We start from the raw sequence: 13507 nt of genomic DNA on the forward strand, positions 1-13507 counted from the left end.
CGCTTTTCGAGCGCCTAACGACGCCAGCGCAGCGGCCGGCGCAACGTGTGCCTCTCCATCCGCACGGCGGGCACCGCGTCGAGGAACGCGAAAGCGCCGCGCTCGGCCGGGCCTTCGCTGCGCTCGCGCTCCTCGTCGGCATCCACGGTTCGACTCGTATCGATAAAGAGCGCCGCCACGGCTCCGATCGCAAGCAATCCCGCGGAAACGGCGAACGGTACGTTATAGCTGCCGGTGTGCTCGATGAGATAGCCGAAGACGACCGGCGAGAGCATCCCGGCCACGCCGAAGCCGGTGTTCATCATCCCGCCGGCGGTCCCGGCGTACTTGCCGGCGATGTCGAGCGGCAACGTCCACAAAACCGGATTGGTGATTTCGAGGAAGAAGAACGACCCGCTCAGCAACCATACGGCCGTCAACGGATCGGCCACCGAAATCATCGGCAACAAGAACGCGAGCGAGCCTCCCAAGCCGACGACGAGCACGGAACATCGCGCAAACCGAAGCCGCCCCGTTGCCTTGAAGATACGGTCCGACACCACACCGCCGAGCGTGTCGCCCACGACACCGGCCAGCAGCGGCAATGCGGTGAATAACGCGAGATGCTTGAGGTCGAAACCGCGCGACTCCTTGAGATAGGACGGCAGCCACGTCAGGTAAACCCATAGCAGCCAGCCGTAGCAGAAATCGACGAAGGTCACGAGCCACATGCGGCGAATCAACTTGCGCCACGGCGTGACGCAGCGCTTCGCGCGTTCGCAATCGCCCATGCGATAGCCGATTTCGGCCGTTTCCTCAGACGTAATGCGCCGGTTCTGCTCGGGCGAGTTCGTGAAGACGAACAGATAGAGCACCGTCCAAGCGAGGCTGGCGATACCGAGCAAGATGAAAGCATCGCGCCAGCCGCCCGCCACGACGACCGCCAAGACGAGCGGCGGCGTCACCGCGCCGCCCAAGCGCGCGAAGCTATGCGTGATGCCTTGAGCGAAACCGCGTTCGCACACCGGCATCCAATAGGTGAACGCACGCGTGGCCGTCGGAAACGCCCCGCCCTCGCCGATCCCGAGCGTGAAGCGTAGTGCCACGAGCATGGCGACGCTGCCCGCAAAACCCGTGGCGAGCGTGGCCGCGCCCCAAATCAGCGAAAGCACGGTCAGCACGAGCTTAGGGCCGAATTTGTCCGACAGCCACCCGCCCACGATCTGCATGACCGCATACGGATACGCGAACGCGGAAAAGACCAGGCCGAGTTGGACGGTCGTGAGCCCCATTTCATGACGGATCAGTGGTCCCGCAACCGCGATGTTGACGCGGTCGATGTAAGAGATGAAATACATGAGGCACATCACCGCCAAGATGATGTGGCGCGTTTTGACGCGCTGTGCACGCTGTTTCATACGGTTGTCTCCTACCGTCTCTATCGTTGAGTTTCGTGCGTGGCGGCTCACGCGTCGATGCGTGGCCACCCCAAGCGCCCACCGGTATCAGTCGGGTGCCGGTTCGACCAACTTCAAGCGCTGCACCTTGCCCGACGGCCCGCGCGGCAATTCGCTGACGAATCGGATCTCCTTGGGCGTCTTGTAGCGGCCCAATTCGCGCAAGCAGTGGGCGAGCAGTTCCTCGGTACCGGGCGCGCCCGTTCCGTTCGCCGCACGCCGCACGACGAACGCCACGATCTCCTGGCCATAGGCCGAATCGGGCACGCCCACCGCCGCGGCATCGAGTACGCCGGGGTGACGCAACAACGCCTCGTCGATCTCGCGCGGCGCGATGTTTTCGCCCCCTTTGATGATCAGCTCCTTGGAACGCCCGTTGATGTAGAAGTAGCCGTCTTCGTCGCGATAGCCGAGGTCGCCCGTGCGCAGCCAGCCGTCTTTTGTAAAGGCCTTGGCCGTCTCGTCGGGGCGCTTGTAGTAGCCCCGCATGACTTGTTCGCCTCTGAGCACGATCTCGCCCGGTTCATTGGCCGCGCACTCGCGGCCGTCGCGATCGATCACCTTCGCCTCGCCGCCCGAGGGCAGCCCGATACTGCCGATGCGCCGCCGTGCCGGTTCGTAAGGATTGCTAAATACCGGGGCCGCCGTTTCGGTCATGCCCATCGTTTCGATGATGCCGATCCCGAAGCGCGATTCGAACGCACGGTGGTGATCGCTCGGGAGCGCGGCCGACGCGCTGCGGCAAAACTTGAGCGCGGACAGGTCCAGCCCGCTCGGTTCGTCGCCGCCCAGCAGATAAGCGACGATCGTCGGCACGACGTTGATCCACGTACAGCCGTGGCGGGCCACGTCGCGCCAGAACGTGCGCGCGGAGAAGCGCGGCGTCATGACGACCGATCCCGCGTGAAAAAGCGGCGCGAGCAGCGTCACGACCAAACCATTGATGTGATACAGGGGCAGCGACGCCAGAACGCGATCCTCGGTACCCAGCCGATGCTCCGCGCTGATGTTGCGCGCGTTGGCGATCAGGTTCCCGTGACTGAGCAGCACCCCTTTCGGTGCGCCCGTCGTGCCGGAGGTGTACATCAACAGCGCGATGTCGCTCGGCCCGCAACGAGGGCCCGATACGTCGGCCAGACCGTCGTCGCCGCCCTCGTGAACGGCACATGCGGGCAAAGCGGGCAACTCGAGCGCATCGGGCGCCGTATGGACGATCGCGACCCGCCGGCGCGATTCGGCGCATGCCGCAGCCAAGGCGTCCTTCGTTTCGTCGCAATCGAAGATCATGCGGGTGTCCGAATGCTCGACGATGTAGCGAAGCTGCGACGGTTGGCACAGCAAGTTCAGCGGATGCACCACGAGGCCGCTGTACATGGCGCCGAGCAAGAGCGCGGCAGTCTGAATGCCGTTCGGCATGAACACCGACACGACATCGCCGGGACGCAGCCCCGCCAGATGAAATTCCGATTCGAGCGCCCTACAACGTTCGCGCAGCACGGCAAAGGTGACAGCGGCACCGCTTGCTTCACGGCGATCGCCATCGTCCGTGCAGTTCAGCAAGAACGGTTTGTCGGGATACTGCTCGGCACGTGCGTCGATCAGCGCCCGCACCGTCATAGGCATGCTCATCGACCGACCCTCCCGAAATACTCACCGAGCAATTCATCGACGTCCGGCACTTGCTCCTCGATCGGATACGCCACGCGCGTCACGTTCAAGTACTGGCGGAAAGTCAGATTGCTCGAGAAATTGTTTCGGCCCCACGTCCCGCAACCCATCGACAGTGAAAACGGCAACCCGTTATCGAAGTTGCCGCCCGTCGCGAAACAGTGCGCCTGATTGACGATGACGCGCGCGACCGGCAACTGTTCGCCTAAACGGATGGCAAACTCGGGTTGCGCCGTATGAAGGCCAACCGAATGGCCCGCGCCCATGTACGCATAGATATCGCGCACGATCCGGGCTGCATCGTCGAAGTCCCGGGCTCGGTAAACCGCCAAGACAGGCGCGAGCTTTTCCCCCGAGAACGGGTGATCGGCGCCGAAGCCGTCCTCCTCCACCATCAAGAATCGAGGCTCGCGTTCGGCCACTGTCTCGAGTCCCGCCGTGAGGGCGATCCGCGTCGCGGACTTCGCCGTGCAGCGCTCGGAAAGCTTGCCGTCTTGCCACATCGCCGCTTGCAATTGCGCCTTTTGCGCCGCGTCGAGCAGCACGCCGCCGCTGCGTTCCAGCTCGCCCAGCATGGCGTCGTAGATGGCGTCCTGGACCACGACGCTGTTTTCCGACGAGCAACTCGTCGCGTTGTCGAACGTTTTGGAGCGGGCGATCTTGTGCGCCGCATCGTGCAGATCGGCCGAGCGCTCCACGATCGAAGCGACGTTTCCCGCGCCTACCCCGAACGCTGGCGTGCCGCTGGCGTAAGCCATCCGGACGTTCGCTTGCGAGCCTGTCGCGACCACGAGATCCGCCTGTTGCATCAGTGCGGCGGTCGCGGCCTTGCTGACCGGTTCCGGTACGATTTGAACCAGTGCGGGATCGAGCCCGGCTTTTGCAAACTCGGCGTGGATGAAATCGATCAGCAGCGCGCACGACGAATAGCCCTTCGGCGAAGGGGCGACGATCACCGCATTGCCGCATTTGAGCGCGTTGACGATCTTGTTCGCCGGCGTGGCTGCCGGGTTCGTCGACGGCGTGACCGCGGCCACGACGCCTACGGCGCGCGCGATCTCGACGATTCCCTTCGCGCTATCGCGCGCGATCACACCGCAAGTGGGTTGTCCGCGCAGGTCGCGCAAGAGCCCTAAAGTCTTGCGAAAATTCTTGCGGAATTTGTCCTCGACGTCGCCGAGCCCCGTATCTCGCACCGCCAACTCGGCAAGCGCGCGATTGCGCGTGGGCTCCATGATTGCCCAGGCGGCGGCGTTCGCCGCCATGTCGAGCACCGGCTGACCGGCGAACTCGAACTTCCTTTGCGCCTCACGGGCGCGTGCAACGAGTTCGGCGATGCGCTGCCCGACCTCCTCCCGCGCCCGCACGTCGGCGGTTTCGGCCACTGTAGCCCTAACGTTCATATACCGCGCTCCCGATCGAATGAACAACGAATTGGCGTACTGCCAATCTATTCGGAGCAAGCGCCCTTGCGTGTCCCGTTTCCCGCGCATTCGTCGACACCGTCGAGCCACGCAGCGGAAACATCGAATTTCGGGACTTCCCTAAGTCCCGAAAGCCGCGCGATCCGATACACAATGCGGTAACGCGTAGCGCGATCGTCAGGATCGAGCGATGCAAGACGGGAGACGTGATGTCGACATCGAATCAATCGAACGCCGCGGCCGTTCGCGCGTTTCGCGTACTGGAGACGCTGGCGCAGGCGGGGCAACCGCTGTCCATGGCGGAACTCGTCCATGCACTCGGCCTGCCCAAGCAAACGGTGCATCGCATCCTCGTTCAATTGACCGACGCTTGGCTCGTGACGCGGGGCGCCGGCGACAAACGCTATGAATGCTCGCCGCGCGTGCGCATGCTGGCCGTCAACGTCCTCATGCACGCCGGCCCCGCGGCGGCGCGTCATGTGTTGTTGGAAGAGTTGGTGGCGAAGGTAGGCGAAACCTGCAATTTGACGATGCTCTCGGGCAACGACGTGGTCTACGTCGATCGAGTCGAGACCGAATGGCCGTTGCGCATGCATCTACAGCCGGGGTCGCACGTGCCGCTGCATTGCTCGGCGAGTGGAAAACTATTGATCAGTTTTTTGCCGAAAGATCGCCGCGAACGGATGATCGAGACGCTGCCCCTGCGCGCTTATTCCGAGCGCACGATCACCGACCGCGACGCGCTGCGCCGGGAACTCGCAGCGACGCGGCGGCGCCGCCTTGCGATCAACGATCAAGAACATCTGCAAGGGCTCATCGCGATTGCCGTGCCCGTATTGCTCGACCGCAACCGCGCCTGCGCGGCGATCGCGGTGCAAGCGCCCGTCGGCCGGGTGACGCTCGACGATCTGCTGGCATTCGAGCCGGAACTGCGGCACGCCGCCGAGGAAACGGCGAGAACCTTTCGCGCGTGACGCCGGCTCGTCGGCGCCGTTGTGTCACGCTCACGTCACGCTCACGTCACGCTCACGACGCGCTCACGGCGTGCTCGTCGCCCGAGGCCGCATGGGCGCCGCGGCCGCGTTCGATCGCACGAGCCGAGTAAGCCGAGACGAGTGCCGAGAACAAGACATAGGCGCATACGGTCCACCACTTTCCGCCGCTCATCTTCCACAGCGCGGTGGCGATGATCGGTGTCAAGCCGCTCGCAAAAATGCCCGAGAACTGATAGACGAAAGAGATGCCCGTATAACGCACATTGGCTTCGAACAGTTCCGAGAACAGCGCGGCCTCGGGACCGTAGACCATGGCGTAGCAAATGCCGAACGGTATGACGATCGCGAGCCAGATCAACAACGTATTGCCCGGATGGCTTTCCATGAGCCAGAACGCGGGATAGACCGCCGCACCGCACAAGAGCGATCCCCACATATAGACGCGGGCCCGGCCGATGCGATCGGAGAGTGCGCCGAACAGCGGAATGAAGAAGCACATGACGAGCGCGGCCATCATGACGCCGACGAGCGCGTCGGTGCGATCCATCCCGATGTGTTGCGTGAGGTAACCGATCGAGAAGACCGCGAAGATATTGAAAAAGACGCCGTCGATATAGCGCGCGCCCATGCCGACCCACAACTCGCGGCGATAGTTCGCGAGCATTTCGAGGCACGGTAGTTTCGCTTCGCGGCGCGTGCGCTTGAGCGCCATGAACTCCGGCGTTTCCATGACCTTCAAGCGGATATAGAGGCCGATCATGACGAGCAGCAGCGATGCGCCGAACGCGATGCGCCAGCCCCATGCGAAGAACGCGCGTTCCGAGAGCAGATGCGAGACGGCCGCGACCATACCCGAGGCCAGGCACAGGCCGATCGACAAGCCGATTTGCGGCAGGCTCGCGTACAGGCCGCGCTTTTTAGGCGGGGCATACTCATAGGCCATCAATACCGCCCCGCCCCATTCACCGCCGAGGCCGATACCTTGCAGCACGCGCAGCGAGAGCAGCGCGATCGGCGCCCATACGCCGATTTGCGCATAAGTCGGCACGAGTGCGACACCGGCCGTCGAAATACCCATGATGAAAAGCGTGAGGATCAGCGCCGACTTGCGGCCGATGCGATCGCCGAAGTGGCCGAACAGTAGGCCGCCCACGGGGCGCGTGACGAATCCCACGGCGAACGTGGTGTAGGCGAGCAGCGTCGAGACGAGCGGATCGCTGCTCGGGAAATACAGCTTGTTGAAAATGATGCCGGCCACTACGCCATAGAGAAAGAAGTCGTACCACTCTACCGTCGCGCCGATCACACTGGCCAGTGCGACGCGGCGAATCATGCGGGTATCGATGCGGGGATCGGATCTCATGAAACGGCTCCTCCAATGGATGTCCGTGTTCGTGGGCCCCTTGGTCGTCTCCTCCGGGGCAATGGTCGTCCCGGGCGGCGAGGTGTGGCTGAGCGCGACTCGGTCGGTTTTTTCTATTTACCGAGCCGAAATCTAGGCTTCAAGAGAAATTGGGAAGCGCGATTCGTTATGGGACAAAAGAGGGAAAAACGTTTCAGTTTGGAAAGCACGAGGACTACTTGGCGGGGCGCCTCGCCGCTAGACAACGGCAAGGCGCTCCTCTTCTACTTTCCAGCGATTACGAGTGCGTCGCGACGATCTTGCGGATCGCGTTGTTCAGCGTATCGGCCACGTACACATTGCCGGCTGCATCGACAGTGAGTCCCTCAGGGCTATAGAAGGCGGCAGCGGTACCCTGACCGTTCGTCAAAGCTTGGGCACCTGAGCCCGCCAGCGTGGTCACGTTCCCCATCGAATCGATCTTTCGAATGAGATTGTTACCCGTATCCGCGACATACACATTCCCGCTCGCATCCACGGCAACGCCGTCCGGCTTGTTGAACGAAGCGGCAGTGCCTTTGCCGTTGGCGGCCCCTTGGGCACCCGAACCGGCAAGCGTCGTTACGTTTCCGCTCGGATCGATCTTGCGGATCACGTTGTTCCCCCCATCGGCCACGTACAGATTGCCGCTCGCGTCGAGGACAATGCCATGCGGCGCATTGAACGACGCGGCCGTGCCCAGTCCGTTAGCCGAACCTTGGGCGCCCGAACCCGCGAACGTCGTGACGTTGCCGCTGGGATCGATCTTGCGGATGAGATTGTTTCCGTCGTCCGCCACGAAAAGGTTTCCGCTCGGGTCGATGACGATACCTGCCGGGAAGTTGAACGATGCGGCTGTGCCACGGCCATTGGCGGAGCCCGAAGCGCTGGAGCCTGCGAACGTCGTCACGTTGCCGCTTGTATCGATCTTGCGGATCGTGTTGTTGCCCGAATCCGCGACGTAGAGGTTGCCGCTCGAGTCGAGCGTGAAGCCGTTCGGGAAGTCGAATTTCGCGGCCACCCCGTTGCCGTCGACGTTACCGCCCGTACCCGCTCCGGCCACCGTCGTGACGTTTCCATTCGTGTCGATCTTGCGGATGAGGTGGTTACCCGTATCGTCCACGTAGATATTGCCCGCCGCATCGACGGCCACGTCGCATGGATCGTTGAACTTTGCACTCGCTACAGGTCCGTTCGTCGCGCCCCATTGGGTCGATCCCGCCACGGTCGATACCTGTTCGACGGTCGCACTGGTCGTGGGCGTACTTCCGGAGGACACGCCGGTCGCGCTATTGCCTCCTCCGCAAGCGGCCAAAGCGAACGTGAGAGTAGCTGCCGCGGCGAATTCGGCGGTCCAGCGGAACAAGGGGTGACTACGCATCAGGTAAAACTCCTCTTTGCTTTTAATAGACGGGGTAGCTATGCCGCCCCAAATGAATTCGATAAAGCGCACGCGCGCATCCAAACACCGCACCGACAAAACGGTGAATGCTCGGATTGTGATTGCGGGGTGCTTTTCTCAGAAACGCTCGATTCCGCCGGCAAACACCGGTCGATTCAAAAGCGCTACGCAGTAACGCGTGCGGGCGGCGAGCCGGCGCAGCGCGATCGGAGGCAGGCGTGCACGCCGCGCCCGCAGCTTTCGCGTGATGAACTTTGGAAAGGAATACCGACGGAAACATCGCATTGCGCGACGAGTCGAACGTTTGAACTGCTGCTTTGCATCTGTCTAGGCCCCGGGAATAGAAAGTGTTTATTAATAGTCTTGTGGAATTTTCGTAAGAGTTCTTGGACTCATTGCTCAGAGAATATAGCACCGTCCGATGCGTTCAGTGTCCGCCTTCGTGGAATACGACACGGATTAGCGACAAGAGGATTGACAGATCCCGCCTAGATCGTATTGGTGGTTGTGCGATAGCCGCACCGACAAAAAAAGCCCGGAAACACGAGTTTCCCGGGCTTGAGTTCCACCAGCGACACAGATGGCGGAGGAGACTACCTTGTTTCGCGGCGCCGCCGCGTCGTACGAGCGGCCCCACGCGATAAACCGTTCTTAGATGGCCCAGCCACCGAGGTAGAACGCCACCAGCACGATTGCGATCGACACCGTACCGATATTGAGCTTACGGAACTCGCCGCTCACGATGCGTCCGATAACGAGCGTCGCGAAGCCGAGCATGATGCCCGTCACGATATTGGCCGTGAGTACGATGAAGACGGAGGTGACGAGGCCGGACATGGCATCGACCATATCGTCCATGTGCAGCTTGCTGACGTTCGAGAGCATCAAGAGACCCACGTACATCAGCGCGGGCGCCGTCGCATACGAGGGGACGAGACCCGCGAGTGGCGAAAAGAACATCACGACGAGAAAGAGCAGCCCGACAACGGCGGCGGCCAAGCCCGTCTTCGCCCCCGCGGCCACACCCACGCTCGACTCGATATAAGCCGCCGCCGGTGCGCCGCCGAGAAAACCCGAGAAAATCGAACTCAGCGAATCGGCCGTCAGCGCGCGGCCGCCGTTGATGATGCGGCCGTTTTCATCGAGTTGGCCGGCCTGCCCCGCCACGGCGCGAATCGTCCCGGTGGCATCGAACACCGCCGTCATCACGAGGGCGAATACGCTCGGCAGGACCGCCACCGACAACGCGCCTTTGATATTCATCGCACCGATCAGCGACGCATGGCCCGCCGAGCTCAGCGAAGGAAACGCGAAGATGCCGTGATACTTCACGCTCGGATCGAGCACAAGGCCGATCGCCGAGATCGCTACGACGACGAGCAAGATGCCGCCCGGCACGCGGCGTTTCTCCAGCCCGAAAATCGCCGCCAACCCAATCACCGACATGATCACCGGAAACGCACCGACATGTCCGAGCGCCAAAGGCAAGCCCCCGCCGGGATTCTTGATCACGAGGCCGACGTCGTTCGACGCGATCAAGAGCAAGAACAGGCCGATGCCGATACCGGTGCCGTGCGCGACGCCCGCGGGCAGATTGCGCAAGATCCACGAGCGCACCCCGGTCACCGAAATGGCCGTAAAAACGAGCCCCATCAGGAAGACGGCGCCGAGCGCCACCGCGGGGGCGATGCCCTTGCCCAGCACGAGGCCGAACGCGGTAAACGCCGTGAGCGAGATTGCACAGCCGATCGCGATCGGCAGTTTCGCCCATAGTCCCATCAACAACGAACCGAATGCCGTGGTCAGACAAACGGCGACGAACACCGCACTCGTATCGAAACCGGCTTTGCCGAGCATGCCCGGTACGACGAACACCGAATAGACCATCGCCAGGAAGGTCGTGATGCCTGCGACGATCTCGCGGCGCTGCGTACTGCCTTGCGCCGAGATCCCGAAGTATCGATCGATGACACCCATATGGCCGAACTCGTCTCTAGCGCCGACGCCGACGGTCGGCTGCGCGGGGGTATCACTCATGAGCTTGCTCCTTTATCAGCATGCTGAAACGGCTCGTGCAGCCGTCGTCAGGTTTGTCTCGGATCTAATAGGTTTTGGCTTGTCGGCAACGTCTTGGAACGGGACAGGCGCTCGGCGCCTCGTCGCTTCGAAACCGTGGTGTATTCGTTCTGGCGCTCTACGACGCGCTGTTTTATCCACCACGTCATTCGCACTTCGCCGTTGCGAAGGTTAGTTGAACGGCCTTTTCCGGCCTATCAGGAGGGGAACATGCAGCACATGTGACAGCGCTTATATCCCCGTGAAACCGGGGTTTCATCGTCGCGGACCACGTGTTTACGCCTAGTGTGAAACTGTGATGACGATTATTTGGCAGGCTTGATCGGCAAGCGAGCGTAGGCATGCAGGCCGGCGCACCGTCGCCATGGCGAGAGACGGAGCGGCGGCGCATCGCACCGCCGCTCAAAAAAGCGCTAACGTGAACGGCGCCGCGTTACACCGGCGACGGATTGCGCTCCGCAAACCCTTCCTGATGCCAATACGGGTACACGGGACGTACCTTGCTGGCCTCGTCGAGCCGGGCGACCTGCTCGGCCGTCAGGTTCCAGCCGACGGCGCCCAGGTTCTGCCGCAGTTGTTCCTCGTTACGCGCGCCGATCAGCACGGTCGAGACCGTCGGGCGCTGCAGCAGCCAATTGAGCGCGATTTGGGGCACGGTCTTGCCGGTCTCTTCGGCGATCGCATCGAGCACGTCCACCACGCGATAAAGGTATTCGTCCGGCACCGGCGGCCCGTAGTCGGCGGTCTTGTGCAGCCGGCTCAGTTCGGGAATCGGCTGACCACGCCGGATCTTGCCCGTGAGCCGCCCCCAGCCGAGCGGGCTCCAAACGACTGCGCCCACGCCTTGGTCCAGGCCCAGCGGCATCAGCTCCCATTCGTAATCACGCCCGATCAGCGAGTAATAAGTCTGGTTCGCGACATAGCGCGGATAGCCGTAGCGATCCGCCACGTCGAGCGACTTCATCAGATGCCAGCCGGAGAAATTCGACACGCCCGTGTAGCGAATCTTGCCGGCACGCACGAGGTCGTCGAGCGTGGAGAGCACTTCTTGCACGGGCGTCTTCGCATCGAATCCGTGCAGTTGAAACAAATCGATGTAGTCGGTCTGTAGCCTTTTGAGCGAGGCATCGACCGTCTTGATCAGATGGTGGCGCGATGAACCCACGTTATTCGGTTCGTCGTCGAATCGAAAAGTCGCTTTCGTCGACACGAGCACGCGATCGCGGCGGCCCTTGAGCGCTTCGCCGAGAATCGATTCGGACGCGCCGCGCGAATACACGTCGGCCGTATCGAACATCGTCACGCCCGCGTCTAAACAGATATCGATGAGCCGGCGCGCTTCGGAAACATCCGTTTCCCCCCACGCTTTGAACAACTCGCCTTTGCCGCCGAACGTGCCGGTACCGAAACTGAGCGCCGGGACCTTCAATCCCGATGCCCCGAGATGCCGATATTCCATGCTGCCCCCTATCGAAGAACGAGGAGCTAGGCTACCGCAATCGCGCCGGATCTGCTCGTCAGCGCTCCGGGATTGCCCGCACTCGGCCCCTCTCGCGTTCGGTATTTTGTTTTGCGACCCTTAACCCCGCGACAAAACGCGCCGATATATTCGTTGACCGTGTTTGTTTCAGTCCGCTTGATTCGCGCCCCCGCTATGCCGAAAACCGAACCGCAAGACGATGCGACGCCTGCCTCGTCCAGCCTCGAGTGCGACACGCGCTTCCATATCGATCCCGAACTCGTGACGGTCGCGCTGACCGGCAGCGGGACCGGGCTCTGGGACCGTGACGTCGTCACGGGCGAAATCCGCTATTCCCCGGCCTGGAAGGCGATGCTCGGCTATGCGCCGCACGAATTGAGCAACCGGATCGAGGATGCCTATGTTCGGGTTCACCCTGACGATCTCGCCCATGTTCGCGCAACGATGCAAGCGCACTTCGAGAGCAAGACCGACAGCTACGTGGTCGAGCATCGCATTCGATGCAAGGACGGCAGTTACAAGTGGATCTGCAGCCGCGGCAAAGTGATCAGCCGCGGCAGCGACGGCCGTGCGCAGCGGATGATCGGCACGAGCACCGACATCACCGCGCTGCGCGAGACGGCGACGAACCTGCAGCACACGATCGATCTGATCACCAACCTCACCAACGAAGTGCCGGGGCTCGTGTTTCAGTACCGCCGAAGCGTCGACGGCCACGGGTCGGTGCCTTACGCGAGCGACGGCATTCGCGACATCTACGAGCTGGCGCCGGAGGACGTCGCGCGCAACGCCGATGCGATCGAAGCGAGAATCGACCCGCGCGACCTGGACGTCTTCCGGCAATCGCTGCTCGACTCGGCCGCACACCTCACGCCGTGGCACCTGGAGTACCGCGTGAATTTGCCCCGCCAAGGGTCGTGCTGGCGCCAAGGCGATGCGCGCCCGCAACGCATGCCCGACGGCAGTACGCTCTGGCACGGATTCATCTCCGACGCCACCGAGCACAAGCGCATCGAAGCGGAATTGCATGAGCTCGCCACCGTCGATCATTTGACGCAGCTTTCGAACCGGCGCCATTTCACGGCGCAAAGCGAAGCCGAATTCACGCGGATCCGCCATGCGCCCAACGAAATCGCCGCGATGCTCATGTTGGACCTCGATCATTTCAAGCTGCTCAACGATCGCTGGGGGCACGCGCTCGGCGACCTGGCGCTCAGCCATTTCGCCCGTCTGCTGCGCGCCGAGGCCCGCACGGGCGACCTCATCGGGCGCATCGGCGGCGAGGAATTCGCCGCGGTGCTGCCCGGCGCATCGATCGAGGACGCAGTGACGTTCGCGCGCCGTATCCAGCAGCGCGTCGAAGCGTCGCCGCTCATGAGCGGCGAGACCCGCATCGCGCTGACGGTCAGCATCGGGATCGACCGGATGCGTCCCACCGACGCGGGCGCTACCCAAGCGCTCTCGCGCTGCGACAAGGCGCTTTACGTCGCCAAAGAACGCGGACGTAATCGAATCGAAACCTACGAAGAATCGCCGGCCGGCGAAGCGAACGGGCGATCTTCTTGCAAGTGAAACGCATTACGCGCAATTACCCGCAATTACCCCTTGCCGACAGGTTCCGACTTTCCTATGATCAAATCCCATC

Annotated in this window: 9 protein-coding genes; 2 read left to right on the plus strand and 7 right to left on the minus strand. The window is 62.5% G+C overall.

What is annotated here, in order from left to right:
- Window positions 1–14: 14 nt before the first annotated feature.
- From C0Z18_RS30160 to sauS, 3 genes are all read right to left on the minus strand, one after another.
- Entirely contained in the window at window positions 15–1397 is a 1383-nt protein-coding gene (locus C0Z18_RS30160) for an MFS transporter (RefSeq protein ID WP_102649118.1), read from the minus strand.
- A gap of 87 nt (window positions 1398–1484) precedes the next feature.
- On the minus strand, window positions 1485–3065 hold the full coding sequence (locus C0Z18_RS30165; protein ID WP_102649119.1) for an AMP-binding protein: 1581 nt from the start codon (window positions 3063–3065) through the stop codon (window positions 1485–1487).
- A complete protein-coding gene (sauS, locus tag C0Z18_RS30170) occupies window positions 3062–4507 on the minus strand; it encodes an acylating sulfoacetaldehyde dehydrogenase (RefSeq protein WP_102649139.1) in 1446 nt (481 codons plus the stop codon). Before sauS ends, C0Z18_RS30165 begins: the two co-directional genes overlap by 4 nt.
- A 230-nt stretch (window positions 4508–4737) precedes the next feature.
- On the opposite strand from sauS, the gene C0Z18_RS30175 reads away from it, so the two are divergent.
- The gene (locus tag C0Z18_RS30175) at window positions 4738–5502 is read left to right on the plus strand and encodes an IclR family transcriptional regulator (RefSeq protein WP_102649120.1); all 765 of its coding nucleotides are present in this window, start codon (window positions 4738–4740) and stop codon (window positions 5500–5502) included.
- Between the two features lie 52 nt (window positions 5503–5554).
- Here C0Z18_RS30175 and C0Z18_RS30180 read toward each other — a convergent pair whose 3' ends face one another.
- From C0Z18_RS30180 to C0Z18_RS30195, 4 genes are all read right to left on the minus strand, one after another.
- A complete protein-coding gene (locus tag C0Z18_RS30180) occupies window positions 5555–6886 on the minus strand; it encodes an MFS transporter (RefSeq protein ID WP_102649121.1) in 1332 nt (443 codons plus the stop codon).
- A gap of 277 nt (window positions 6887–7163) precedes the next feature.
- Complete coding sequence (locus tag C0Z18_RS30185; RefSeq protein ID WP_102649140.1) at window positions 7164–8285, minus strand: NHL repeat-containing protein; 1122 nt, start codon at window positions 8283–8285, stop codon at window positions 7164–7166.
- A gap of 672 nt (window positions 8286–8957) precedes the next feature.
- A complete protein-coding gene (locus C0Z18_RS30190) occupies window positions 8958–10343 on the minus strand; it encodes an NCS2 family permease (RefSeq protein WP_102649122.1) in 1386 nt (461 codons plus the stop codon).
- Between the two features lie 472 nt (window positions 10344–10815).
- Entirely contained in the window at window positions 10816–11841 is a 1026-nt protein-coding gene (locus C0Z18_RS30195) for an aldo/keto reductase (protein ID WP_102649123.1), read from the minus strand.
- A gap of 195 nt (window positions 11842–12036) precedes the next feature.
- Here C0Z18_RS30195 and C0Z18_RS30200 point away from each other — a divergent pair, with 195 nt between their 5' ends.
- Window positions 12037–13434 carry a GGDEF domain-containing protein gene (locus C0Z18_RS30200; RefSeq protein ID WP_102649124.1) on the plus strand — a complete coding sequence of 466 codons (1398 nt, stop codon included), beginning with the start codon at window positions 12037–12039 and terminating at the stop codon, window positions 13432–13434.
- Window positions 13435–13507 lie beyond the last annotated feature (73 nt).

The sequence above is a fragment of the Trinickia dabaoshanensis genome (assembly GCF_002879885.1).
GTDB lineage: Bacteria > Pseudomonadota > Gammaproteobacteria > Burkholderiales > Burkholderiaceae > Trinickia > Trinickia dabaoshanensis.

Excerpts from the sequence above, each read along its gene's own strand:
- C0Z18_RS30200 (WP_102649124.1), top strand. The coding sequence starts at position 12,037 with ATGCCGAAAACCGAACCGCAAGACGATGCGACGCCTGCCTCGTCCAGC.
- C0Z18_RS30195 (WP_102649123.1), bottom strand. The coding sequence starts at position 11,841 with ATGGAATATCGGCATCTCGGGGCATCGGGATTGAAGGTCCCGGCGCTC.
- C0Z18_RS30190 (WP_102649122.1), bottom strand. The coding sequence starts at position 10,343 with ATGAGTGATACCCCCGCGCAGCCGACCGTCGGCGTCGGCGCTAGAGAC.
- sauS (WP_102649139.1), bottom strand. The coding sequence starts at position 4,507 with ATGAACGTTAGGGCTACAGTGGCCGAAACCGCCGACGTGCGGGCGCGG.
- C0Z18_RS30165 (WP_102649119.1), bottom strand. The coding sequence starts at position 3,065 with ATGAGCATGCCTATGACGGTGCGGGCGCTGATCGACGCACGTGCCGAG.
- C0Z18_RS30175 (WP_102649120.1), top strand. The coding sequence starts at position 4,738 with ATGTCGACATCGAATCAATCGAACGCCGCGGCCGTTCGCGCGTTTCGC.
- C0Z18_RS30180 (WP_102649121.1), bottom strand. The coding sequence starts at position 6,886 with ATGAGATCCGATCCCCGCATCGATACCCGCATGATTCGCCGCGTCGCA.
- C0Z18_RS30185 (WP_102649140.1), bottom strand. The coding sequence starts at position 8,285 with ATGCGTAGTCACCCCTTGTTCCGCTGGACCGCCGAATTCGCCGCGGCA.
- C0Z18_RS30160 (WP_102649118.1), bottom strand. The coding sequence starts at position 1,397 with ATGAAACAGCGTGCACAGCGCGTCAAAACGCGCCACATCATCTTGGCG.